General features: G+C 60.5%; 17 protein-coding genes and 1 tRNA gene. 6 read left to right on the forward strand and 12 right to left on the reverse strand.

Annotation, left to right across the window (positions count from 1 at the left end; genetic code table 11):
- Positions 1-87: 87 nt before the first annotated feature.
- Positions 88-1,491, reverse strand: coding sequence for a M20 family metallopeptidase (locus B841_RS03920; protein ID WP_052337726.1), 1,404 nt, complete (start codon positions 1,489-1,491; stop codon positions 88-90).
- Between the two features lie 291 nt (positions 1,492-1,782).
- Between B841_RS03920 and B841_RS03925 the strand changes: the two genes are divergently transcribed.
- The gene (locus B841_RS03925; RefSeq protein ID WP_020934188.1) at positions 1,783-2,817 is read left to right on the forward strand and encodes an FUSC family protein; all 1,035 of its coding nucleotides are present in this window, start codon (positions 1,783-1,785) and stop codon (positions 2,815-2,817) included.
- A 783-nt stretch (positions 2,818-3,600) separates the two neighbouring features.
- Here the strand turns inward: B841_RS03925 and B841_RS13565 are convergent.
- The gene (locus B841_RS13565) at positions 3,601-4,713 is read right to left on the reverse strand and encodes a tyrosine-type recombinase/integrase (RefSeq protein ID WP_084481964.1); all 1,113 of its coding nucleotides are present in this window, start codon (positions 4,711-4,713) and stop codon (positions 3,601-3,603) included.
- Positions 4,714-4,723: 10 nt separating this feature from the next.
- Positions 4,724-5,038, reverse strand: a complete 315-nt coding sequence (locus tag B841_RS13835) for a hypothetical protein (RefSeq protein ID WP_156844696.1) — start codon at positions 5,036-5,038, stop codon at positions 4,724-4,726.
- Between the two features lie 181 nt (positions 5,039-5,219).
- On the opposite strand from B841_RS13835, the gene B841_RS14220 reads away from it, so the two are divergent.
- The 3 genes from B841_RS14220 (at position 5,220) to B841_RS14100 (ending at position 10,064) form a co-directional block, all read left to right on the forward strand.
- A complete protein-coding gene (locus B841_RS14220) occupies positions 5,220-5,375 on the forward strand; it encodes an excisionase family DNA-binding protein (protein ID WP_404825474.1) in 156 nt (51 codons plus the stop codon).
- 224 nt (positions 5,376-5,599) lie between these two features.
- Complete coding sequence (locus B841_RS13575) at positions 5,600-7,834, forward strand: bifunctional DNA primase/polymerase (protein ID WP_084481966.1); 2,235 nt, start codon at positions 5,600-5,602, stop codon at positions 7,832-7,834.
- A 1,180-nt stretch (positions 7,835-9,014) separates the two neighbouring features.
- A complete protein-coding gene (locus B841_RS14100) occupies positions 9,015-10,064 on the forward strand; it encodes a hypothetical protein (RefSeq protein ID WP_020934194.1) in 1,050 nt (349 codons plus the stop codon).
- A gap of 189 nt (positions 10,065-10,253) precedes the next feature.
- Here B841_RS14100 and B841_RS03950 read toward each other — a convergent pair whose 3' ends face one another.
- The 5 genes from B841_RS03950 to B841_RS03970 all read right to left on the reverse strand — a co-directional run bounded on the left by B841_RS03950 (position 10,254) and on the right by B841_RS03970 (position 18,350).
- Positions 10,254-10,952 carry an 8-oxoguanine DNA glycosylase OGG fold protein gene (locus B841_RS03950; RefSeq protein ID WP_020934195.1) on the reverse strand — a complete coding sequence of 233 codons (699 nt, stop codon included), beginning with the start codon at positions 10,950-10,952 and terminating at the stop codon, positions 10,254-10,256.
- A gap of 172 nt (positions 10,953-11,124) precedes the next feature.
- Positions 11,125-14,316 carry a type I restriction endonuclease subunit R gene (locus tag B841_RS03955; protein WP_020934196.1) on the reverse strand — a complete coding sequence of 1,064 codons (3,192 nt, stop codon included), beginning with the start codon at positions 14,314-14,316 and terminating at the stop codon, positions 11,125-11,127.
- Positions 14,313-15,545 (reverse strand): restriction endonuclease subunit S, encoded by a 1,233-nt coding sequence (locus B841_RS13585; protein WP_084481967.1) that lies wholly within the window; start codon positions 15,543-15,545, stop codon positions 14,313-14,315. The genes B841_RS03955 and B841_RS13585 overlap by 4 nt, the downstream gene beginning before the upstream one ends.
- Positions 15,542-17,506: a type I restriction-modification system subunit M gene (locus tag B841_RS03965; protein WP_041632055.1), complete on the reverse strand. Its 1,965-nt coding sequence runs from the start codon at positions 17,504-17,506 to the stop codon at positions 15,542-15,544. Before B841_RS03965 ends, B841_RS13585 begins: the two co-directional genes overlap by 4 nt.
- Positions 17,507-18,277: 771 nt before the next feature.
- A tRNA-Arg gene (locus tag B841_RS03970) sits at positions 18,278-18,350 on the reverse strand.
- Positions 18,351-18,453: 103 nt separating this feature from the next.
- Between B841_RS03970 and B841_RS03975 the strand changes: the two genes are divergently transcribed.
- Positions 18,454-18,753 (forward strand): hypothetical protein, encoded by a 300-nt coding sequence (locus tag B841_RS03975; protein ID WP_020934199.1) that lies wholly within the window; start codon positions 18,454-18,456, stop codon positions 18,751-18,753.
- Here B841_RS03975 and B841_RS03980 read toward each other — a convergent pair.
- The 4 genes from B841_RS03980 to B841_RS03995 are packed head-to-tail and all read right to left on the reverse strand — an operon-like array spanning position 18,750 to position 21,148.
- Complete coding sequence (locus B841_RS03980) at positions 18,750-19,031, reverse strand: mycoredoxin (RefSeq protein WP_020934200.1); 282 nt, start codon at positions 19,029-19,031, stop codon at positions 18,750-18,752. The two genes, B841_RS03975 and B841_RS03980, sit on opposite strands and share 4 nt — an antisense overlap.
- Before the next feature lie 8 nt (positions 19,032-19,039).
- The gene (locus tag B841_RS03985; protein WP_020934201.1) at positions 19,040-19,570 is read right to left on the reverse strand and encodes a dihydrofolate reductase; all 531 of its coding nucleotides are present in this window, start codon (positions 19,568-19,570) and stop codon (positions 19,040-19,042) included.
- Complete coding sequence (locus tag B841_RS03990; protein ID WP_020934202.1) at positions 19,570-20,379, reverse strand: thymidylate synthase; 810 nt, start codon at positions 20,377-20,379, stop codon at positions 19,570-19,572. The genes B841_RS03985 and B841_RS03990 overlap by 1 nt, the downstream gene beginning before the upstream one ends.
- 10 nt (positions 20,380-20,389) lie before the next feature.
- Entirely contained in the window at positions 20,390-21,148 is a 759-nt protein-coding gene (locus B841_RS03995) for a 3'(2'),5'-bisphosphate nucleotidase CysQ (RefSeq protein ID WP_020934203.1), read from the reverse strand.
- Between the two features lie 34 nt (positions 21,149-21,182).
- Between B841_RS03995 and B841_RS04000 the strand changes: the two genes are divergently transcribed.
- Entirely contained in the window at positions 21,183-25,787 is a 4,605-nt protein-coding gene (locus B841_RS04000) for an ATP-dependent helicase (RefSeq protein ID WP_020934204.1), read from the forward strand.

Here is a 25,787-nt window from a genome sequence, read left to right on the forward strand (position 1 = left end):
ACTCCTGACGTGCCGGGGCCGAGAACCGGCCGTTAACAAGGGGAACTTTAGCAACACTGGTAGCGCGTTTCCAGCACACTATCTCGCTCAAGCGTCTCGCCGGGCGCCCTCCAGGATGTCGGTCACGGACTGGGCCCCACCGGCCTGCCGGAACTCCTCCTGCGCGGCCGCCAGCAACGCCGGGTCAGCGGCCAGGTCCACGACGACCTGCGCCAACCCGGCGGCGGAGTCTACGGCGGCCTCGGTGGCCTGCGGGCTGGCCGACCACCGGGCGAACTCGTCGGTGTGCAGCGCGACGCCTTCGGGGGCGACCTTCACCATCGGGTGGATGCCCGGCACCAGGAAGGAGACGTTGCCGAAGTCCGTGGAGGCCGCCAGCGTCTCGGGCACCACGCCCGCTGGCAAGGACACCCGCCCGCGGGCCCGCTGGGTGCGCGCCCACCGGTCGGCCATGGCCCGGTTGTTACGGATGGGCAGACTCATCGGGTGCGGGTCCCACTCCTTGGTCACGGTCACTCCGGCCATGAGCGCGGCGCCGTCGAGGATGTCGTCGATGCGGGAAGACAGGTCGACGAGCGAGTCTACGAGCAGGGACCTGGCGTAGATCTCCAATTGAGCGGTCTTCGGGATGATGCTCGGTCGTGCACCCCCGTCAGAGACGACGGCGTGCAACCGGTCTGACGGGGGCATCTGCTGTCGCAGCAATCCGAGCCCCTGGTACGCCAGGGTGGCGGCGTCGAGGGCGTTGCGCCCCATGAACGGCTGCGAGGACGCGTGCGCGGCGATCCCGTCGAACGTCGCCGTCAGGGTGCGGCGGCCGTTCCAGACGTGCGAGGAAATGTCGAAGCTGAAAGGGTGCATCATGACGGCGGCGTCGACGCCGTCGAGCATGCCGCCGCGGATCATGTATTCCTTGCCGGTGTGGCCCTCTTCGGCGGGAGTGCCGATCAGCACCACGCGCACGGGCAGGTCCGGGCGGGCCGTCAATGCGTCGACGGCGGCCAGGAAAGCTCCGACCCCGGCTGCCGCGATGATGTTGTGCCCGCAGGCGTGCCCGATGTTCGGAAGGGCGTCATACTCAGCCAGCACGGCAATCGTCGGGTGCACGCCGGGGCGGTGGTCCTTGGACGCCCATTCCGTGCGGAAAGCTGTGCCCACGTCATGGACGCCACGCTCCACCGGGAATCCCCGGTCATACAAGAAGGTGGCCAGACGCTCCTGGGAGCGGTGTTCTTCGAAGGCGGTTTCAGGGTGGGCGTGCAGATCCAGGAGCAGGTCGCTCAGATCCGTCGTCAATGCTTCGGCACGTGACTCCGCCGCCGCCCACAGCTCTCGCTGACCGAGGTAGTCCGGCCCCTGTTCGTCGACGCCGGCCGCGGCGGTGGCCTCCGCCATTCTGTCGTGAACGGCCCGGGTCGTGGCCTGTAGATATGCGGGCGACGGGCTACCCGGGTTATCCAGGCGCGGGTCGCGGGAGTGATCGGGGTGCATGGCGCCCAGGCTACTGATGAATCGCCGGGATGTGTCTGCGTCTCGGGGTGGGCCCAGAAGGAAAATCAAGGCTCAACTATCTCTCCGGCGTCAACTGCCCTGGCGATCATCACGGTGGTTCTGGCCCCGTGTCGAGCGTGAACCGGAATCGAGCACTGACCAATTTCTCTCCCCGACAACTACAGTGTCAGTATAAGATTTCGTTGATCATTGTTTTGGCGGTAGAGCCACGGCACGTAGAGCGCTGTCTACTTGCCGGCCACCCCACACTTGCTGCACGCCGGAGGGGCCATGTCAAAGGCAGAAAGAGCCACAGATTTCCTGCAGATCCTAAAGGCTGTGATTGCCACCACCGGTGCGTGGTGGATCTGTGTCACGTTCCTGGATTCCCAGATGCCGTTCCTGGCCCCCTGGGTAGCCCTGATGACCATTCAGGCGACGGTGGCCAATTCAGTTGCGCAAGGCGCCCAGACGATGATCGCCTCTTTCATCGGCGTGCTGATGTCTTTCGCAATAGGCGTCTACCTTGAGGTGAACATCTGGACTTACGCACTGGCGATCTTCGTCGGCATGCTCGGCTCCCGCATCCCAGGTCTGCGGAGAGATGGGATCTCTATCGCCACCAGCGCGATCTTCCTGCTCTCCACAGGCTTCACCGAAGACACGCCGGCGCTGATCGATCGGGTGATCGAGATTGGTATCGGTGTCGTGATCGGCATCGGCGTCAATATGCTGGTGCTGCCTCCCTTGCGTGACAGGCAGGCGGCTCGGACGGTGGACGAGCTCAACCGTCGGATGGGCGAGATCATGGGCCAGATGAGCGAGGAATTCGCCGATTCCTGGAGTACCGGTCGGGCCCGCGCCTGGTCCGAGGATATCTCGCAGATGCGCACCGACCTGGACAGGACCTGGCGGACCGTCCAGTTCGCCAGGGACAGCCGACGCCGTAATCCCCGGTGGCTGCTGCACCGTGGGGCAGGGGGAGACTATGAGAACGTTCTCTCCCGGCTCGACGAGGGCATCGCCCACCTGCGTAACCTCTCGCGGACATTGGAAACCGCGTCCTACTCTGAATCCGCCTGGGACACGAACTTTCGTGAGCAGTGGGCGGCGGTGCTTCGTGATACAGCCCGACGCATCGTCCAACCCGATGCCGATGTGGAGCCGACGGTGGACCGGTTGGACGGTCTCGCCCGCGACATGGCCACCGAGGGGGAACTGCCGGAGACCCAATGGCCGATCTATGGTTCCCTGATCACCTCGCTGCGTAATATCGCGCTGCTGATCGAGGACGTCGCCTCTGCTCGTGAGAACCGAGAGACCTAAAAATCCCATCACACCAAAACGGGCGCCCTCCTAAGAAGCCGGTGCCAAAGTGATATCCCCACAGTGGTGCTCCATGGCGACTGGGCCGCAACGGATAGGCTCACCAGCAGTTTCCAGCTGTCGCCTCACCATTCAGATACTCCTGCTCGAGTGCCTTTTTAGAAGCGCAGTAGCCGTTAAACACCTTTGCGTTCACGGCATCTTCCGCTGTCGCTCCTGGGGCGAGTTCTGCCCAGACACCAGGCGCCACCGCCACTGCCTCTGCAGCGCCGGCTCCCTCGAGGGACCATTGCATATTTTCGGGTACCTCCGAGAGCGGGACGATCTGCGGATAGCCCTCCGGTAAGAGAACCGTCTCCACTGTCGTGGTTGTGACCGTTACGGGAGGGGAGCCGGCTTCGGGTTGATCGCCACCTCCGGGGGCAGCTGGTGATGAGGGGTGACACCGCAAGAACGATGAGGGCAAGTTTCTTTTTCATTGAGTAGCCAACTCTTTCTGAGATCTCTTGTCTGGTGTGAGTCCCCGAGAGTGACGTGATTCCACCCGATGTCTGCCTGGTCGCCAGCGAGGCGCACTTGGGGATCCAGCATGTCACCGGGCAAGCTCAGAACGCATTTGGTGAAGAACCTTATGATGAGCCCCGAGGGGTTCTCCCGGGTGCTCCGTAGCGCTCCCTATAAAGAGCAAAAACCCTCTGACCTCTTAAAATGAAAGGTCAGGGGGTTTTCTTTGAGCGCCCCAGAGAGGAATCGATTCCCCGATATTATGCAGCCTAGCTGCAACTATCGTTGCATCTCTCCGTGTTTCACGACATTTTCACGACTCTGGGGGAAGGCGTCCACGATAGCGTCGAGGTCGGAGTCAAAGAGGTGGCTGTATTTATCCAGCGTCATTTTGGCAGAACTATGACCTAGCTGACGTTGGACCACCAGCACACTGGCTCCCGCAGAGATCAACATTGAAGCGGCTGCATGTCGAAGGTCATGAGGAGTGACTGAAGGGAAAGAATTATCTAGCTCTCGGCAGGCGTCGACAGCAGAGTGCCACCAAGAGCGCCGGCTCGGGGTTGTTACATGTGTGCCGTTTTGGTTGGTCCACAGCAAGGCAGTGGGCAACTTGTCCTTCATCGCCTTCTTGAGGTGAGAGATGACCGGGGTAGGGATAGCGATACTTCGGGAGGCGCCAGTTTTAGTATCTCCTACGGTGACCTGACCTCCTATGGTGGAGGCTGATTTGGTGATTGTTGCTCGTTGTTTTTCGAGGTCGACGTCGGCAACCGTTAAGGCCGCTGCCTCACCCCAACGCGCTCCGGTATAGGCAAGGAAAGCTACCAAGGACTTATAACGATTCGTTTGTTCAATGAGCAGACTGACCTGTCCTGGGGTCAGCGTCGTGTTCTTCGACTTCTGCCGTGAAGGCAATTGCACGCCTACGCAAGGGTTAGTTCGCATCTGACGCAGGCGGACAGCGTCATCGGAAAGGCTGCGCAAAAGGTGGAAAGCGCGATGCACTGTGGAGGGGGCTCTATCTAGCTTGTTGACCCAATCTTGGACTTCGGCGGGGTGGACACTCGCCACTGCTCGATGCCCCCACACGGGCTCTATATGGTTTCGCCACGCCGCTTCCAATGTGCGCCAGGAGGAGACTGCGAGTTGTTTCTGTCGGGAGATTTTCCAGCGATGCCATACTTCGGTGAGTGTTACCCGCTGGTCTTCAGGGCTGATCCAATCGCCGGCGCGGACTGAGACGGCGTTGTCGTCTGCCCATGCTTGAGCCGCATCCTTAGTTCTGAACCCAGATTTGGTGCGACTTCGCCCCGCTGCATCTCGATATTGCACCCGCCACATATACCCTGATCGGGCTGTTTTCGCTGTGTATTTTTGGAGGCTTGCCATGATCGCTTTCCTATCCCGCGAGCAGTTGTTCGGCTGTTAAAAGACGCTGGGTTAGTTCGGCAGCCAATTCCTTAGTCGGAGTGGCAGCAAGAACTTTTTCCTGTTGGATCTGCTCCAAGTCGGCCCATTTGGAGTCAATGAAGTTGAGGTCTGATAGAGATTCGACTGGATTTATTGAGTAAGTCTCGGAAATTTTGATCACGTTAGCGACAGAGATACTGCTTCGACTCTGGTGAAGAAGGGTGCGGTAGGGGATCTCTGATTTCTTCGCTATTTGCACCAGATTGTCGTCTGTAATCATGGCTAGCCAAGTTCGGATATTCATGCTGCGGAGAGTAGCTCGAGTATGGCGAGAACAGCAAGGGGTGGGCACATAAGGGGCTTTAGGTCGGTGAAGTTTGCTCAGGGCTTGCTTAATTTGCGCTTCAGAGCGATGCTCGGTCTCCCCATGAGGGGGAATCGTGTGAAATCCACAAGAGTGAGAGGTCAGGATCATGAATGAATGGATGACTGCCACCGAAGTGGCGGCCTATCTGCGTTGTTCGGTAGCTCACGTACGCAGAGAGCTTCGCGCTGGCGAGATGCGGAGTGTGCAGCTCGGGAGAAGTTATCGAATCCGTCGTCCATGGGCGGATTCTTATCTAGAGAAAAGAGCCGTCTAATACTTCCCGACATGTTGAAGATGGAGGTAAAAATGATGCTTATAACTGCGGCCAAGAAGTCGAAGGAAAACGAGGTTTTCTCCGGGAGGTATCAGCTTTATCTTCGTGGAGGTGTTCACTAAGGGCCAAAACAAAGGCACAGACAAGACGCTAAAAAATCAGTAAAACCTCCTACTGGAGCTGTCACTTCAGTAGGAGGTGTAGTCCACGCAAAAAGGATAAACGTGAATATTGACGATTATAAGGGTGAGATCCATTCCCCTCAACATCGACAGGCAATCGAGTATGCGCTCGAGGGCATGAAGGTGGGGCCATGCGGAGAGCCTAGGAAAGAAACCGTCCTCAGCAAGGGCAAGAGAAAGAAGCAACGAATCTACTACCAGGACGGTGATGAAAGAGTCCCCGGGGTCGAACACCTGAATGGAAAAGCACCGCTGCCTATTAAAGGACACACAAGCTTTACTTCTGACCTCGAGTGGATCGAGCGCCAGTGGCGCCGGTGGCCGGAAGCAAACATCGGCTGGAATCCACCGCCAGGGATCATAGTGATTGATCTTGACCCTTCAGACAAGCCAGAAGAGGATGGCCTCCGTCAATGGGAAGACCTCATCGCTGACCAGGAAGTTCCTCTCACTACCACCGTCAAAACCGGACGCGGGGGTATACATTTATGGTTTAAAGAGCCCGTAGATCTCGGACGCAGGCCAAAGAGTAACGTCGGCGGTAAAGGGATCGATGTTCGTTGTAATGATCGGAATGTGATCTTGCCTGGCTCTACTCATGAGAACGGCAAGGATTATGTTTTCGAGCACCAGCTCCCGTTTGCGCAGCTCCCTGTCCTTCCAGAGTTCCTCATTGACCACGTTTACCATCCGGAGACGGTCTCGCGGCAGCCTTCTCTAAACACCCGGCCAGCCACAGCGGGGAGTCAGCGAGCAAACCAGTACGCGGAAAAAGCGTTACGACAGGCTTGCAAGGAAGTGAGTCGTGCACCTGAGGGAACCCGAAACTCCACCTTAAACAAGCAGGCGTATTCTATCGGCGGACTGGTCAAGGGAGGCTATCTTGACGAATCTTTCGCCTGGGAACAACTGCAGACCCATGCACTGACTACGGGTTTGCCGGAGCACGAGATAGATAAAACGCTCACTAGCGCTTTTAATTCTGCTGAACCGCGCACGCTGCATCTTGACCAAGGTCTCTCGAGGCCGGCGGAGGAGGGGGTAGGAGACAACCGGGATAACCCCCAATCTTCATTCCCGCCAGAAGAGCGGGACGTTTCAGAGGGGTACGACAGTGAGGAGCAGGGGCAGGGATCTTTTCAAGAAGGCGCAGACATGGCCTCCCACGCTAGTACTCTTCACGAATACCGCGAGAGGCGGATACAAGAGAAAGTCATCGAGCTAGAGATCTTTGAAGAGGCAAAGCGACGCGTCTCCTCCTCAGCGATCGATGATCTCCTTGAACGTCTCCAATCGACAGTGGCGCTGCAGGACTTCCTCAGCCGGCCAACCGAAAGCACAGAGTGGCTTATTGAAGGCCTCCAGCCTATGAACACGAGAGTGCTGCTCGCCGCTCAAGCCAAGGCGGGAAAAACAACGCTGGTTACCAACCTCATCAAGGCTCTAGCTGATGAAGAGATGTTCTTGGATCACTATCCGACAAAATTCCACGGCACCGTCACCTTGATCGACAACGAAATGAACGACGCAATGCTTCAACGGTGGCTAAAAAGACTGAACATCAGAAACCCCGAATCAGTGCGCATCGTTACTCTGCGCGGGCATGAGGCAGACTTCAATATCCTTAATGAACAGGTGCGAAGAAGGTGGGCTGAGATCCTCAGAGGAACTGATTACCTGATTCTCGATTGCTTGAGGCCGATCATGGATGCCCTGGCGCTCGACGAGAATAGGGAAGCAGGAACTTTCCTCAGTGCTTTTGGACAGCTCTTATATGACGCGGAGATTGATAATTCTCTCCTCGTCCATCACATGGGTCATAACGGTGACCGGGCTCGAGGCGACTCCAGGATTACCGACTGGCCGGACGCCACCTGGAAACTTATGATCGAAAACCAGGCTAGGCACCGTTCCCTCTCCGCTATCGGCCGGGACGTCGACGAAGTGGGTGTGATGCTCCAAAAATCCGCCAATGGGGCCCTGCGTGTTCGGCCTGAAATGAGCAGTCAGAGCCAAAACCTTGAGGGAGCGGATTCGAAGGAAATAGATGCCGCTGACTGGGTGCTCGAGATTCTTGCGAGGGAAGATGAAGGGCGGGCGAAATCTTGGCTGACTCGCACGAAATGGTCTCAAGCGAAAGGGCAAGGCCACCCGGTCCCGAAAAAGAAAGACATCGAACCTGCTGTTGAGTCCCTGCTTGCAACTGGCCACCTGCTCGAAGAGTCTGTCTCAGGGGGCACGCGGTACCGTATAAATAAAGAGGAGAGGGTCAGCTAACTGGCCTCATTGCGAGCTTTTCCTGCCTATCGTTCTTTGCGGTAGGCAGGTTTTCTCTCTGGTCGAAGAATCCTCAAATGATGCTCGTGCACCCCTCTAGAGTTTTGAGTCAGACATCCTGGTGGAGTGACCTGCAAGTATTGCTAGGATGTCTGACTCTTTTACTGGTCTGACATATGAGGTTGCTTCTCTTTAAAACGCCTCTGACCTGCTGCTTAAATGAAAAATCCCAGCTCTCGGCTGGGTTAGGAAGAATCGCGCGTTAGCGCGACTCTAACTCTCAGAAAGCAGCAAGTCAATCGGTTTCTTCTATTTAGAACTCGTTGCGCTTTTCTGATCGGCTTCCTCCTCCCGCCCCGGGGTGGAGAGGGAGCAACGGGAACTGCCACGACTGTGAAACTAGGGATGAAAAGTCATCCCGAGGTTGAAAAAGTCTGAGGGAGAACGCTCAGCGCAGAAAAGAGAATGAAGTGTGGAGGGTCTCACACATCGGGGGATAGATAGGGGAAGAGTGGAAGTTTATAAAGGTCAGATTGTTTTACAGTGAGACTCGACCCCCTAGAGCCAAACGAGGATTGTCTCTGTAAAAGTGGTCTGATACTTCCTTCAGCAGTCATAGTTTAGGTTGGTGACCTCGTTTTGATAGGCGGTTACGAGTGGGAGGTTTTGTAGATCTGCGCTTATCAAACGTCATGAGCCACGTCATAAGAATGTGAGGGTTGATAGCGGTCATGTGTCGGTTCTTGCTGTGATATCTAGGCAGTAGAAATTTCCCAACGATTGTCCAGGACTTCTTCTCGAGCTTGGTGAACCGGCTAGTGCAACCCAGACCGGTGGAGTCGATGAGAAGAAAGACCATTAGGTTTGCTGCGGATCTTTATGGCGAGATATTGGCGTGCAGAGGATGCTGGAAGCTAACAATGTGAGGGGTCGGGTTAATGACAGAGGGGTCCCCTTGTCCTTCCCCGTATGGGTATCAGCGCACCGATCTGAGTGGGGGTACTGGGCCTGCTCGGCGGCCGAGTATGCGAGTGTTTCGATAAACTTCTCACCACCCCCGTCGACTACGAGTCTGCCGAAAAGCTGGCAGTATTCTAGAAAAGAGATCTTGACTGAGGTCTGAGCGTTTTCCTCACGCAACTCGTATCCCGTGAGGCCCCCAGGAAAGGACCCCAACGTCATGAAGAAGCTTGTCACCGCTGTGCTGGCTGGTCTGACACTCACGCTGACTGCCTGCGGCGAGGAAGGCGATCCTCCTCCGACCAGCACCACCGAGGCGGCAGAAACGACCACCGAAGCTGCTTCAGGAATTCAGGATCTCATCCTCGGGGAAACCATGACGGTCACTCGCTGCGGTGGGGACATTCCTTGTGAAATCGACATCACCCTGAGCCAGGCAACACTCACCGAAACGTGCCCCCATGGAGTCTCTTACCCAGACATGCAAGCGATGGACCCCGAGGGAAGTCTATACCTGACATTTGAGGGGGAGTTCCACGTCATTGACTCCCAGACAAACTTCTCCGTTGCCGAAACCGACTTCACTGCCGTCGACCCAGAAGGATATGCGACCAGCAATCTCATTGCCTACGACTGTGAGAATCTTGGCGTCGATAAGAACCTTTCCAACCCTGTCGATCCCGGCTTAAAACGCTCCGGCCAGCTTATTCTCGCCATCCCTGATAACACTGAGACAGTGAGATTCACCCAGTACTGGGATCCTGTGACCTATGAATTCGACGTCACTGATCTTGACGTCGAACCCGGTGCAGGAGAACGCCCCCTCCCTGCCTCCGCATCCACAACCTCAGCTGGCTTGGAAGAGGCTACAGAGCCGACAAGCGAATCGATGGAACCCTCAGGCGATGCGGGAGAAGCGAACTCCGCCTCGATATGGAACGAACCAGGCATCGGCTACAACTGCGCAGCCACAGACGCATGGACTGACGACCCCGCTAACTGCACGGCTGCAAACCTAGGAGGCGACCCCGCCTACGACATCCACTGGGGACCTGACGCAGCAAGCCCTGCAAATGATCCGACGCAAGACCTCAGCAACATCCCGTACTCCGAGGGAGGAACCTGCCCCGCATATAGATGCGGATATGGAACCGACGCTGAAGGCAACGATCTCAACCAGGAGAAGGCTGACTCCCACGCCTGGTGGAATGAATGCGTCGCAGCCAACACTGCGGAATACTGCCGAGCGAACGACCCCTGGCAGCAGTAAAGACAGCCATATCCTCCCCCGGACGCATGTGAAGCCTCGGACCCGCCTCGCCTAGACACGCGAGGAGTGTCCCTCATCTCCAGTTCGCGAACAGCCCGGGGCGATCAGCCAGGACTTGTTCATAGGGGAGAGGCGCAGGCCCGCCCTGCAACCCGGCGCGCCGGGCAATCAGGTGAGTAGGGGAAGGAGCTACATATTGGGTTCGTAGGGGAGTAACCCAGCTAGGAAAAGGGTGTACTCAATGACATCAGTAGGAAGGTCTGGTCGCCACCGCTGATGGAGTTGTCCCACCAGGTCAAGGTAGTGAGAATATTCGGACGTCTGCCACCCAAATGTTTTCTCCCAGCCCAAGGCGACAGCCACTCTCTTATCGAGAATGAGCGGATGTCGGGTATCAGAAGAGGTAGGACGTCCCGCAGCGAAGTAGAGCAACTTGGTGAAGAAAGCCGGCCCCAACCCCTTGAGCTTGGCTGGGCCAGAATGATCAAAGACGGCATATCCCTCGTCAGCTGACCCCACAGCAGCCGCCCGCAACCCCTCCAGGAGGCGCTGGGGCGCGCCGGGTTCGTGAAGGGGACGAATACTTCGATACGTCTGTTGAGCGCTCGGTCCGGCTCCCCAGGCGCAGACTGCGACGTAAAAGTTCACGGCGTCGGCTTCTGATTCGATGGGCTCCCCGAGGTCGAACAGGTCTTGACGGGAGATCCAGCCAACCGTGTTCGGGTTGTCGAGAACCGGGGGCAGGGGTAGCGTTTCGGGCCACCTGCTCGTCCAATGAGATAAGAAGAACTTCGATGACTGTGCCCACACCGTCTCTGCGGTGACTGCCTCCTCGGCAGGGCCGAGGGCAGACAGGGCAGCCGAGAGGCTTTCCGGAGATACAGCCATGATGATTCCTCCATCGATAAGTTCCGCAGCTACGGATACTGACCACCCCAGCCTAGCCAGATGACAGCACGCGCCACCTATTTTTCGATGACTGCAGCCTTCTCCGCCCCGGTTCTGCGCCCTAGTCTGCCGCCAGGCGGCGGTGACACTCGCCAGGTAGACCCAAGGGCGCTCAGCCGGTGTCCTGGCCCCTGAGGCGCTCGAATAGACCGAACTCCATGGCCATCTCCACCAGCCTCTGGGTCGTCATCTCGCGGGCAGACTTGAGAACCTCGTTAGATGATTCCTCCTGCTGCCAGAGCGCATCCTCCAAGATGACCTGCAGCTGCGGAGAGCTAGCGAAGTCAATCTTCGAGTTGTTTTTTGCCTGCATCTCCAACTCAGGATGATCAACCGCTTCAGCAAGCAAGGTCTCGATGAAGTTGACCTTGTATTCGTCCTTGGCCTCCAGGTCACCGAAGTACTTGTTGACCTTCTCAATCAACTCCGACTTTCTGACCTGCTCTGACTCCCGAGCCTTCGCCAACCCCGCCTCAGTCATACCCGTTAGACCCGGAGCCTCACCATCGGTAGCGCTGAGCCCCAGGTCATCTTCGCGAATCTTTTCCAACCGGTAGTGGGTCAACACCACATCAGAGACGTCCACGGCCTCCGGTTTCTCGGCGTCCGCTGTAAAGTTCCGCAGCGCTTTCGCCAGCAGATCAGCGAAGACCGACATCTTCTCATAGCGGGGGTCACCGAAGTGCAGGATCTGGCTGAAAAACGAATAGGCCTTCACATACTGAGCCAACACCGCCTTGAAGTCGAGTAGCTCTTCTCGTCGCTGCTCATCCTCGGTTCGTATCGCCTGGTTCCACGCATTCTCAAACCTCTCCACGGCCGGCGACAGATGCCTAGAGAACTGAGCGTGTTTCCGCGAGGTGGGAGTACGTTTCGACGACCATGCCTGCCACACCTGATCGACCTCTGCCCAGGTGAAGACGCGCTGAGCCTCTAACTTGGCGATCAGATCAGCGACGAGATCCGGGTCGGACTCCGTCTCAATATGCGCTGCTTCGTAGTAGGTCTGAAACGAGGCGAGGATTTGCTCAGCGTCGTTCACGAAGTCCAACACGTAGGTGTCGGTCTTGCCGTCGACCTTGCGATTAAGCCGCGACAACGTCTGCACCGCAGCGATACCCGAGAGCTGCTTGTCGACGTACATGCCCACCAGCAAGGGTTGATCGAAACCAGTCTGATACTTATTAGCCACCACCAGAATATTCTGGCCGTCTTGAGCGAACACATCGGCCAGATCCCGTCCCTTGAGGACGGGGTTCATACTGGTCTCGGTGACCATCGTCTGCGGTGTGCCCGGCAACGAAGGAACATCCGGGTCAGGGACCTCCCCGGAAAAAGCCACCAGGGTCTGCAGGGGCAGGTTTCGCTCAGTGATCGCTTTGTCCAAGGCCCGGGCATAGCGCACCGCAGCTGCCCGAGAAGCGGTCACGATCATCGCCTTGGCACGGCCACCTAGATGAGGTTGAACCGTAGAGCGGTAGTGGTCCAAGATGACGTCGACCTTGGAGGCGACATTCGTTGGATGATGCTCAACGAAGTTGATATACGCCCGAGTTCCTTGCCGAACATCAACTTCCCCGTCGTTTGTAGCCGCCTCTGTCGAAGGGCTCCCCGGTTGCTGTTCGGCTACGACACCGGGGTCTTGGCCCTTCTCGGCTACGCGGGCGGCCATCTCGTAGGTGGTGTAGTTTTTGAGCACATCGAGAATGAACCCCTCCTCGATGGCCTGCTTCATTGGGTACAGGTCAAACGGCTCCAGCTCCTGGGTCGCCGGGTTGCGTCGGCCAAATAGCTTCATGGTCGGCTCCTTCGGGGTGGCAGTGAAAGCGAAGTAGCTCAACCGTTTATCCTCGTCACTGCGAGCCGCCATGGCAGCCAGGGCGTCTTGATCAGCGCCTGGCTCCTCCCAATCGACATCTTCACTGTTCTCGCCTAAATAGAGCATCTCCCGCAAGGCCTTCGCGGAGCTACCACTTTGAGAAGAATGCGCCTCGTCAGCGATCACCGCAAACGTCCGTCCCGCAAGCTTCTCCTGGTTATCCGGGTCTTGTAGCGCTGCGAGCGCATGCGGAAAAGTCTGTAAGGTCACTCCAACGATCTTCGCCGTTCCACTGGTCAGAACCTCTGTTAACCGGGCAGTTTTAGACCCACTGCCCCCGGATTCAATAGCCTGGAAAGTACCGGCCACGGTTTCTAGCTGTTGAACTGCGTCCTGGAGCTGGCGATCGAGCACCTGCCGATCAGCAATAACAAAAACAGTGTCGAAGACCTTCTCGCCAGCCTCATCATGGAGAGAGGCCAGGCGGTGAGCGGTCCAGGCAATCGAATCCGTCTTGCCTGAGCCAGCGGAGTGCTGGATAAGGTAGTTATGCCCCGGGCCTTCTGCCGCTGCCGCCTTCGCGATTTTGGATACTGCCCGCCACTGATGAAACCGGGGGAAGCGGATCTGCGAGGTCGTGGTGATTTTTCCGGTGATCGGATCTGTTTTGGTCTGGTGGTTGGTGTAGATGAACTTCGTCAGAATCGTCAACCACGTATCCCGATCAAGGATCTCCTCCCAGAAGTAACTGGTCGCATGCCCCGTCGTCGACGGCGGGTTCCCTGCACCCCCGTCATGACCCTGATCAAAGGGCAGAAACCTCGTGTGCTCACCATTGAGGGAGGTGGTCATGGCTATACGTCGATCAGTAACGGCAAAATGAACCAAGGCACCTCGCCCGGCAGTCAGCAACGGCTCACCCTTAGGCAGACGCTGGGTGCGATACTGTGCCTTCGCCTGAGCCAACGACTGGGTGAACTCTGTCTTAATCTCTGCGGTGGCCACGGGAATACCGTTGACAAAAAACGTCAGATCCAACCGGTTGCCGTGGCGGGTGGAGTAAATCAGCTCTTCGACGACTCGCAGGCGGTTGTACTCGTAGCGTGTGATCAGGCGGGGGTTTTTATCGTTGGCCGGCGGCATCTGCAGCAAGCTGAACTTCTTCGCCCCCACCACATCCACACCATGACGCAAGACGTTGAGGGTGCCACCGCCGTGTTTTTCCTCCACCCCCAGCTGCTTGGCTACCCGGTCGAGGATCCGATTCTGACCCTTGACCACTGCCGCTTCAGATCCATCTTTCGGAACGATCCGGTGATAGTTCTCCGGATCGGTCTCCTCCAGCCACCCCAACAGGTCGGGGACGAATAGGGCTCGTTCTTTGTCGTAGCCCTCATTGCCCTTCGACGACAACCACCCGTGGGAGGTGAGGTGGTCAACGACAAACCGTTGGAGATGAACCTCCCGATGCGCACCCACACTCATACTTTGGCCTCAAGCTCATCCTGCAGCTGCTCCGCAGCCGACTTTCTTTGAGCGGTCACATCAATCTGCCCGGTGACCGCCGCAGAGATAAGCGACGAGCGTCGTTCCAGCGCTAGTTTTTTCGCCTCATCCACTAAATCTTGCAACCTGACTAGGGACGACCAGGCGTCATCTAATATTCGAACCGCCCGCTTCTGAGTAGGGGCATCCGGTATGAGAACCCGCAGTTGATGTAACTTGCTGGCTTTGAGACCCAAAGCAGTCGAACCGGTGGCCAGCTCCCGAAGTTGATGTTGAAATTCATTGGAATTCATCACATGACACATGAACCTCGAATCCACTCCTAGCGTGGGAGTGAACTTGATGACTCTCTGGGCCAGAGCCACATCAGTGCGATCCACCAGAGCAGCATTCCCAAGAGGAGCCTCCATAGTGAATAAGATGTCTCCTATTATTGGCAGGCCTCGGGACATCACCTGGCTGTAGTCTTTAGGAGAGATGAACTCTTGACTCGATTCATAGTCAATCCACCCAGGCCGGATATTTCGGGCTGTGACGAGTTGAATACCATCATCTACCTTTGTGGGCGTGGCCCCTCTGTAATCGACGCGGTGAGGAAGAGCTCGAGTCAAAGGAACCGAATGAGAATCAGTCTCCTTTCCCACCGAGCTCGGTTGGCGAAGTGTTTCGCTTCTTAAAGAGCTAAAGTGCTCACTCGCCAAGACCTTAAGATCGTGCAGGTCATTTATGAAGGCGTCGATTTCGGCGGTTTCTCGGTCGAGGTAATCCACCACTTGGTGTTGTACTTCAAGCGGAGGAGCTGGGACCTGCAACTGTCGTAACCGTTCCCATTCGGTTCTAGGCATCTTGGTTCCTAAGGATTCCGCTGAAGCCGCCTCGATAACCTCACGGCTACGGAGCACGTATCCCAGGAACTCGGGGTCACAGTCGCGGAACGGGCGAAGACGAATGAAGTCACCGATGTAAGTGCCCGGACGATCTGCTACCCATACTTTCGCGAGGTACGGACGAAGTTTGCCGAACAAAATGTCCCCCTGCTCAAACTCCGCGCCTTCGGAATCTGCTGGCTCCAGGGATTCCTCGATCAAACGTCCTGACCAAGATTCCACCGATTCCAGCCCAATTGAGCAGCTGCTCACAGATTTGATGGGAGGAACCCTGCGGGCGACCCTTGCCAACCGCACTAAAGGAAACATTGAGCTACTCATGCTTTCACCTGCTCAAGGCGGACTCGGATGCGTCCGAGGACTTCGTCAAGATCCCGGTCGATGTCTTCCAAGGGGCGTGGGGGGATGTACTGGTAGAAGTGACGGGTGAAGGGGATCTCAACACCTTCTTTCGTCTTAGACTCGTCGATCCACGCATCAGGGACAAAGGGTTTGACCTCTCGTTCGAGATACTCGTGGATGTCCTGATCCCAGGGGACGTTTTCCGTGTCACGCAGGCTGGCGTCTGCTTCAGGTTTACCGGCCTTCATCACGAGCTCGCCGTGGTCATCGTGTTCCCCAAGTTCAGTGATCACAGCCTTCAGCACAGCCGGCTTGAGGACGAGCCCTGCGTCAGCGAGGGCTTTCTTAAGCTCCGTGGTGAACTGGGCCCGGCCGGTAGACACGACCCCGCCAGTGGCCGCCTCAGCGCCTCTCAGGGCCTCCTGGAGGGCTTCCTGCTCGCTCTCCTCGAGCCTAGCCACAGGCCGAGCATCCATCACCTTGTCGATGCGCTGGGAGGTGAACGCGTAGTTGAGTTTCAACGGTCGCTCCACAGTGATGGTCCGGTAGTAGAAGTCGGTGGTGTCGAAGATCTTGGAGTGCTCGGATTCTACGAAGTCACCGTAGAGCTTGGTGATGGTTGTGATGTCGTCGTTGGAGAGCAGCTTGCGTTTGGAGCCGATCGACTTGCGCATCTTGACGGACATCTCGGTGGCGTCGATCAGTTGGACCTTGCCCTTGCGGGCGGGGTCTTTGTCCTTGTTGAGAATCCAGACATAGGTGGAGATGCCGGTGTTGTAGAACATGTCTGTCGGCAACCCGATGATTGCCTCGAGGTAGTCGTTGTCGAGGACCCACTTACGGATATTCGACTCTCCGGAGCCTGCTCCACCGGTAAACAGCGGCGAGCCGTTAAGGACGATGGCCCCTCGACCAGCAGCGCCTCCCTGCAGGCCGGGTTCACGCAGTTTCGAGACCAGGTGCATGAGAAACAACAACGACCCGTCAGAGACTCGCGGCAACCCGGGGCCAAAGCGCCCAGAATAACCAGCGATCTTGTGCTCGCGCTCCACCGCCGGCCTGTCCTTTTTCCACGCCACACCAAAGGGAGGGTTCGACAACGCGTAATGGAAGGTCTGATCCTCAAACGCCGGGTTCGTCAAGGTGTTGCCGAGCTGAATATTGGTAATCGGCTGGCCCTTGACCACCATGTCGGCCTTACAAATCGCATAAGACTCGGGGTTGATCTCTTGTCCAAGCAGGTTGACCTGAGCGTGTTCGTTGAAATCCTTGATCTTGTTGTCAGCCGCCGAGAGCATGCCACCAGTGCCGGCAGTCGGGTCATAGACCGAGCGAATCACCCCTGGAGTGGTCAGATCGGCATCCCCGTCTAACAAGATGGTGACCATCAAGTCGATGACCTCACGGGGGGTGAAGTGCTCACCGGCAGTCTCGTTGGAGGCTTCCGCGAATTTCCGGATGAGCTCTTCGAAGATATGACCCATCACCTCATTGCTCACTGCCTCGGGGCGAAGATCAGCCTTAGCGAAGTGCTGGAGGATCTCCAACAGCAGGTCGTTGTTTGACAGGTCGATGATGGTCTCGTCGAACTTGTACTGCTCGAAAATATCGCGCACATTCGGGGAGAAAGCGTTGACGTAGTCGCGAAGGTTTTCCTCCAGGTTGTCCACATCGCCCTGCAACGAGCGCAGGTCATGGCGAGACCGGTTGTAGAAGGAGTAGTCATGGCCTGCGCGATTGCGCAACATACCCGCCGAAGGCGTCTGCTCCGGATCAAGGCCTTCGATGGCCGCCAACACCGCCTGCTTGGTGGGGGCGAGTACTCCGTCAAGACGAGCGAGAACTGTGAAGGGGAGGATGATGTTGCCGTACTGGTGTTGTTTGTAGGTTCCACGCAGCAGGTCGGCGGCACTCCAGATAAATGAGGCGTGATTAAACAAGAGCAACCTGTCTTTCTTGAGGCGAGTTTCCTCCTACTCTAGGAAGATCCCTCACAACTTCCCGACAGCCACCCCATATAAACAACCCCCACCCCTCGGGGCTTTACCCCTTCAGCAACTAGAAAACCCTGGTTAAGAGCAACCTCTCCACTGGGGGAAGCAACCGACTACTCAGACACGACCACAGGGCCAACCCCCTTAACAACGTCGATGTCGCACCGGGTGAGTGGCTCCTCTTTCTTCGCTCTGACCCTCTCACTCAGGCGAAGCTCTTCTTCGGCTTTGCTCTGGCTCTCCCTACCCTCCCCGCTGCCCAACACGATTCCAGTAAGGCGAAGTGCGCCTCGTGAGGATACAGCATTTCGACTTGGCAACCGAAGGATTCACCTGATTAAAGGAGTAAGCACGGGTTGTCACAATAATAAGAATATCTTTGCGAAGAAGTGTCTTTCACCTGGAGGTATATGAAGTGGGTTCCCTTTGCTGCCTACAGCTCGCTTTCAACTTATATTTGACTCCGCAGCTCTCGGACCCGGTGATCTGCGTGTGTGGGACGCGCTTCCAGTAGCGCGGTTCCCTGAGATATAGATTGCTGGACCTTCTTTGCTCCGAGCCTGACGTTCGTAGCTGGATTGAGGGCTCTGCGATCTCACGACAATTCCACGACATGATGAGCGCTGAGGGGTTCTCCCGGGTGCTCCGTAGTGCTCTTTAAAAAGAGAAAAAACCCTCTGACCTCTTGAAATGAAAGGTCACGGGGTTTTCCTTGAGCGCCCCAGAGAGGAATCGAACCTCCGACACCGGCTTTAGGAGAGCCGTGCTCTATCCACTGAGCTACTGGGGCTTGCGCCCTGCGCGGTAGTTAAGGCTACCCGAGGGTGAGGACGGCGGGTAAACCGCCTAGTCTTAGATCCGTCAATGTTTTGCCGATGAAAGGACCAGCGGCTATGCCGGACGTGCACAACAACCATGAGCTCCAGCCCACTTTCACTGACGTGCAGCGTCGAGTGGTCTTCGCCGAGACCGTCACGAAGGACGGGGTGCCGGTGCTGTCCGTCGATAAGCAGTTGCCGGGCGGTTCTTCGAAGCGGTTGCTGCTGTTGAACAAGACGGACGCCCAGGCCGCGATCCGGGCGTTGGAGCGCTACCTGAACCACATCTACGCCCAGGAACTCAACGGCATCAACGCGTCGCTGTCGCCGGCTGACATGCTCGAAATCTTCGGCGCGGACGACGACGAAGACTAAGCGGTCAGCTCGGCGTGCTTCGCGCGGACGGAGGACGCCGGCGGGTTCGTCTCGTGGGTGCCGTCGGAGTAGAGGACGGTGGGCACCACTCGGTTGCCGTCGTTGACGGACTCGACCCAGGCGGCGGCGTCGGCGTTGCCCTCGGCTTCGACGTCGACGATCTCATAAGGGGTTTCGGAGCGGTCGAGGTTGCCCTTGAGCTTTTTGCAGAAGGGGCACCAGTCGGTGGCGAAGATGGTCACGGGGGCGGTGGTCTGCGGGGTGGCGATGTCAGTCATGTTCTGTCCTATCGGTGAATTCGTGAGTATCGGATAAAACGGTAGCGTAGCGGATTCTCCGGGGCGGAGCCGACGGTCAGCCGCCCGGCGTCGGATTCCAGCCAGCCGGTGTCGGAGGAGACCTCGAAGGCGTCGGGGATGGCGGGGGCGCGGACGGCGTCGTCGCCGAGCAGGTCGGCGACTTCGCAGTCCATGACGGTGACTTCGAGGACGTCGGCGTGTTCCACGGACTCCTGGTACAGGCGGGCGCCGCCCATCACCCAGGCGCCGGCGCCGCTGCCGACGTCCACGGGCGAGGGCATGACCGTGGCGCCTGCGGACCACTCGCCGGGTTCACGGGAGGAGACGACGAAGTTTTCGCGCCCCGGCAGGGGACGAAATTTTTCCGGCAGGGACTCCCAGGTGCGCCGGCCCATGACGACGGGGGCCCCGTAGGTGATGTCCTTGAAGTGGGCGAGGTCCTCGGGGACGTGCCACGGCATCTGCGTGCCGTCGCCGATGACCCCGTCCCGGGATTGCGCCCAGATCGCGCCGAGCATCAGACGGACACCTGCGCCCTGATCGCCGGGTGCGGGTCGTAGCCGACGACCTCGACGTCGTCGAAACCGTAGTCGAAGATCGACGCCGCCTTGTTCAGCTCGAGCTGCGGGTAGGGGCGTGGCTCGCGGGTGAGCTGCTCTTTCACCTGTGCGATGTGGTCGTTGTAGATGTGGCAGTCGCCGCCGGTCCAGATCAGCTCGCCGACCTCCAGTCCGGCCTGCTGGGCGAACATGTGCGCCAGCAGCGCGTAGGAAGCGATGTTGAAGGGCACGCCGAGGAACATGTCGGCGGAGCGCTGGTAGACCTGCAGCGACAGCCGCCCGTCGACGACGTAGAGCTGAAACAGCAGGTGGCAGGGCAGCAGCGCCATCTCGTCGAGTTCGGCGACGTTCCAGGCGGAGACGATGTTGCGGCGGGAGTCCGGGTTGTCACGCAGCGTCTCCAGGGCACCCTGGACCTGGTCGATGTGCTGGCCGTCCGGGGTGGGCCAGGAGCGCCACTGAACTCCGTAGACGGGGCCCAGCTCGCCGTCGTCGCCGGCCCATTCGTTCCAGATGCGGATGTTGTTGTCCTGCAGCCACTGGACGTTGGAGTCGCCGGAGAGGAACCAGAGCAGTTCACCGACGACGGCGTGGAAATAGACTTTTTTGGTGGTCAGCAGCGGGAAGGAGTCTGCCAGGTCGTAGCGCAGCTGGCGGCCGAACACGCTGCGGGTGCCGGTGCCGGTGCGGTCGCCTTTGGACGCGCCGTTGGCGAGGATGTCGCGCAACAAGTCCTCGTAGGGCGTGTTGATGTCACGTGCAGTCATGGCCCCCAGCCTAGAAGCTGCCGTGCTCGTCGAGGTAATCCGACGCCAGTCCCAGGATCTCGTCGGCGAGCTCGGGGCGGCAGATCAGCAGGTCGGGGATGAAGGTGTCTTTTTGGTTGTAGACGAGCTTTTCGCCGGTGAGCCGGGAGGCGTGCAGCCCGGAGGCCAGCGCGACGCCGACGGGGGCCGCCTGGTCCCATTCATACTGGCCGCCGGCGTGGACGTAGGCGTCGAAATCACCGAGGAGCACGTTCATGGCCTTAGCGCCGGCGGAGCCGAACCCTTCCGTCGTGAAGCCGAGCTGCGTGGCGATGTGGTCGGCGACGTTCGGCGGACGGTTGCGGGAGACGATGACTTTGCGGGCCAGCGGTCCGGTGACGTGCTGGGCGTCGGAAGAGGAAAAGACCACGCCCAGGTCGGGCAAGGCCACGGCGGCGTGCGCGGGTTCGCCGTCGATGACCAGCGCGATGTGCACCGCCCAGTCCTGTCGGCCGGTGGCGAATTCCTTGGTGCCGTCCAGCGGGTCGATGATCCAGACGCGGTCCTTGCCCAGGCGAGCGGGGTTGTCGGCCGCCTCCTCGGAGAGGAAGCCGTCGTCGGGGCGGTGCTGCGCGAGGACGCGGGCGATCCAGTTCTGGGCGAGGTCGTCGCCGGCGTCGCCGAGGTTGCGCCCGCGGAGCAGTCCCACGCCGCGGATGCCTTGGAGGATTTCGCCGGTGCCTTTGGCGAGCAAGTCGGTCAACCGGGCGTCGGATACCTGTGCAGTCATATGTACGACAATAACGCGCCGGTTAGGGTTAGGCATGGCCGATAACACCCTGGATCGTTTCCGCCCACAGGTGGCTACCTGGTTTACAGAGGTCTTCGCCGCCCCCACCCAGGTGCAGGAGCAGGCGTGGGAGGCGATCGCGGACGGAGAAAACGCCCTGGTGGTGGCGCCGACCGGTTCGGGCAAGACCCTGGCCGCGTTTCTATGGGCGCTCAATTCCCTCGTGGAACGCGACGAGCGGGAGGAAGGCGTGCGGATCCTCTACGTGTCTCCGCTCAAGGCCTTGGGCGTGGACGTGGAGAACAACCTGCGCGCGCCCCTGACAGGCATCGCGCGCGTCGCGCAGCGCCTGGGCCTTCCCCTCCCGGACGTCACGGTGGGCGTGCGTTCCGGCGACACCCCGCAGGCGGAACGCAACCGGCAGGTGCGTAACCCGCCGGACATCCTGATCACGACGCCGGAGTCGCTGTACCTCATGCTCACTAGCAAGGCCGCGGCCGTATTGGGCACCGTCGAGACCGTCATCATCGACGAGATCCACGCCCTGGCCGGTTCCAAACGCGGCGTGCACCTGGCGCTGAGCCTGGAGCGGCTCACCGGCGACCCGCAGCGCATCGGGCTGTCGGCGACGGTGCGGCCGCTGGAGACGGTGGCGAAGTTCCTCGGCGGCGCCCGGCCGGTGCAGATCATCGCCCCGCCGGGGGAAAAGAAGTGGGAGCTCGACGTGCACGTCCCCGTCGAGGACATGAGCGATCTGCCGGTGCCGGAACAGGGCTCGACGATCGGGGACGCCGTGATCGACGACCCGTTGGGGCTCACCGGGCCAGCTCCTACCCCCACCTCGATCTGGCCGTTTGTGGAGCAAGCCCTCTACGACGAGGTCATGGCGCACCGCTCCACGCTGATCTTCGTCAACTCGCGCCGCACCGCGGAACGGTTGACCAGCCGGCTCAACGAGATCTGGGCCGCCGAGCACGCCCCCGAATCGCTCAGCCCGCCGTTGCGCCGCGACCCGGCGCAGCTGATGAAGCCCACTGACCTGGCGGGCACGGCCCCGCCCGTCATCGCACGCGCCCACCACGGGTCGGTGTCCAAGGACGAACGCGCGGCCACGGAAACGATGCTCAAGGAGGGCACGCTCAAGGCGGTGGTGTCCACCAGTTCCCTGGAGCTGGGCATCGACATGGGCGCCATCGACCTGGTCGTGCAGGTGGAGTCGCCGCCGTCGGTGGCCTCCGGCCTGCAGCGCGTCGGCCGTGCCGGGCACTCCGTCGGCGCCGTCTCCGAAGGCTCGTTTTACCCCAAGCACCGCGCCGACCTCGTGCAGTCCGCCGCCACCGTGGAGCGCATGCGCGCCGGGCTGATCGAGGAACTGACCGTCCCCGCCAACCCACTCGACGTGCTGCTGCAGCAGACCGTGGCTGCCGTCGCCGCCGGAGACGTGCTCGCCGACGACTGGTTCGCCACCGTCCGCCGCTCCCACCCCTACCGCGACCTGGACCGGGACGTCTTCGACTCGGTGATCGACCTGGCCGCCGGCTCTTACCCGTCCACCGACTTCGCGGAACTCAAGCCACGCATCGTCTACGACCGGATCTCCGGGATGCTCTCCGCCCGGCCCGGCGCGCAACGGGTGGCGGTGACGAATGCGGGCACGATCCCGGACCGCGGCATGTTCGGCGTGTTCCTGCTGGGCGGGGAGGGGGCGCCGCGGCGGGTGGGGGAGTTGGACGAGGAGATGGTCTACGAGTCGCGCGTCGGTGACGTGTTCACGCTCGGGGCGTCGAGTTGGCGGGTCGAGGACATCACGCGCGATCAGGTGTTGGTGACTCCGGCGCCGGGGCACACGGGTCGGCTGCCGTTTTGGTCGGGGGACGCGCAGGGGCGTCCCTATGAGCTGGGGAAGGCGCTGGGGGCTTTTCGACGCGAGGCCCTCGCCGACCCCGACCGCCTCGACGGGCTAGGGCTCGATGACAATGCGCGCTCCAATTTGGTGGCGTATCTGGCGGAGCAGCGGGAGGCCACCGGCGTCGTGCCGGATGAGAAGACGTTGGTGGTGGAGCGTTTCCGCGACGAGGTGGGGGATTGGCGGGTGGTGTTGCACACGCCTTTCGGCAAAGGGGTCAACCAGGCGTGGGCGTTGGCGGTGGGTGCGCAGATCGCGGAGGCCACGGGCATGGACGCGCAGGCGGTCGCCGGCGACGACGGCATCGTTCTCCGCCTCCCCGAGGGGGAGCAGGAGCCGGACGCGGAGCTGTTTACCCTGGATCCGGACGACGTCGCGGACGTGGTCACGGAGCAGGTGGGCGGGTCCGCGTTGTTCGCCTCCCGGTTCCGGGAGTGCGCGGCCCGGGCCCTGTTGTTGCCGCGGCGCAATCCAGGCAAGCGGGCCCCGCTGTGGCAGCAGCGCCAACGCGCGGAGCAGCTGCTGGACGTGGCGCGCAAGTATCCGAGCTTTCCGATCATCTTGGAGACCGTCCGCGAGGTGCTGCAGGACGTCTACGACCTGCCGGCGTTGACGGAGGTGTTGCGCGATCTGAAGGCCCGCCGTCTCCGGATCGCGGAAGTCACCGTGGATCAGCCCAGCCCGTTCGCGTCGTCGTTGCTGTTCAACTACACCGGCGCGTTCATGTACGAGGGCGACAGCCCGTTGGCGGAAAAGCGTGCGGCGGCGCTGGCCCTGGATCCGAGCCTGTTGGCGAAGCTGCTGGGCACCGTGGAGTTGCGTGATCTGCTCGACGCGGAGATCATCGCCCAGGTCCACGCCCAGCTGCAGCGCACCGGCGACCGGGCGGCGCGCACCGGCGAGGAGCTGGCGGACGTGTTGCGGGTGCTGGGGCCGATCCCCGTCGACGAGCTTGCCCGGCACACCACTTTCGAGGATCCGCTGACGGTGGCCCGTCAGCAGCTGGCTGGGCGCGTCATGGAGGTGCGCATCGGGTCGAGGACGCACCTGGCGCAGGTGCAGGACGCCCCGCTGTTGCGCGACGGCCTCGGGGTGCCCGTCCCGCCCGGGGTGCCCGCCCAGGTGGAGACGATCACCGATGCCTTAGACCAGCTCGTCGGTCGGTGGACGCGCACCCGCGGCCCGTTCGTGCCCGAGGACGTGGCGGAGGCGTTCGGCCTGGCTCCCGGCGCGGCGTTCAGCGCCCTGCGCCCCCTGATCGAATCCGGCAAGGTCGTGGAAGGCCGCTACCGCCAAGGCGTCGACGAGGCCGAGTACGTCGCCGCCGAGGTGCTCAAGATCATCCGCTCCCGTTCCTTGGCCGCCGCCCGCGCGCAGACCCAGGCCGTCTCCCAATCGGCTTTCGGACGGTTCCTGCCGGACTGGCAGCACGTCGCGCCCATCGGCTCCACCCCCGCACTCCGCGGCGCCGACGGGGTCTTCGCCGTGCTCGAACAACTCGCGGGCGTACGCCTGTCGGCGTCGGCGTGGGAGTCGATGGTGCTGCCCTCACGCGTCGGCGACTACAACCCCGTCCACCTGGATGAGCTGACCTCCTCCGGCGAGGTTCTCGTCGTCGGTTCGGGCAAAAACGTCATGCTGCTGCCCGCCGACTACGCGCCCCAGCTCGTCGACGAGCCCGTCGACGTTGGCCTGACGGAGGTGCAGGAGTCCCTCCTGGAGATCCTGCGCCGTGGCGGCGGATTCCTCTTCACCGACCTGGACGTGCCGGGGACGACGGAGGAGCGTCGGGAAGCTCTGTGGGGACTGGTGGAGGCGGGCCTGGTCTCCCCGGACGGCTTCCAGCCGATCCGGGCCCGGCTGGCGGGCGGCGCCACCGCGCACAAGACCAAGCGACGCCCGACCCGCTCGCGACTGCGGATGGGGCGCGCCGGGATCGCGCGGCAGACTGTTCCGCCGGACATGGTGGGGCGGTGGTCGTTGACGGTGGCTCCGGATACGGACGCCACCACGCGTTCGCTGGTGCGCGGGGAAACCTGGTTGGAACGTTACGGGGTGCTCACTCGCGGCAGTGTCGTGGCCGAGGACGTCGTCGGGGGCTTTGCCCTGGCCTACCGGGTGCTCTCCGGGTTCGAGGAATCAGGCAAGGCGATGCGTGGTTACGTCGTGGAGGCGTTGGGCGCCTCGCAGTTTTCCACGCCCGCGGTCATCGACCGGCTGCGCGGGCACGCAGATTCCCCGGATGTGCAGGGCTGGCCGTCGGGCGCCGCGGAGCCGGCGGTGCATGTGCTGGCCGCCGCCGATCCCGCCAATCCCTACGGTGCGGCGCTGCCGTGGCCCGCGCAGGGGCCGTCGCGCGCCGCCGGGGCGCTGGTGGTGCTTGTCGACGGCCTGCTCCTCGCCCACATCACCCGCGGCGGGCGGGTGCTCACCACGTTCTTCGACTCCCTACCGGCGGGTCTGGAAGTGGGCGAGGAGGGGCTGACCGCCATGGTCGTGGGGGCGTTGGCCGAGGTCGTGGCGTCAGGCAGGATGACGCCGCTGACCGTCGAAAAGCTCAACGGCGCCTCCGTGTTCGACTCCGGCGCCGTGCCGGTGCTGCGTTCCGCCGGGGCCGCGTTGACGCCGAAGGGCGTGCGCATCGGCGGACGCTCGGCCCCGCCGCGTATGCCCCGGCGCGGCCGCACCGTCACGGAGGCCTTGGGCGAGCTCAGTTTCGATGATCCGAAGTAA

The organism is Corynebacterium maris DSM 45190 (assembly GCF_000442645.1).
In the GTDB taxonomy this organism is placed as follows: Bacteria; Actinomycetota; Actinomycetes; order Mycobacteriales; family Mycobacteriaceae; genus Corynebacterium; species Corynebacterium maris.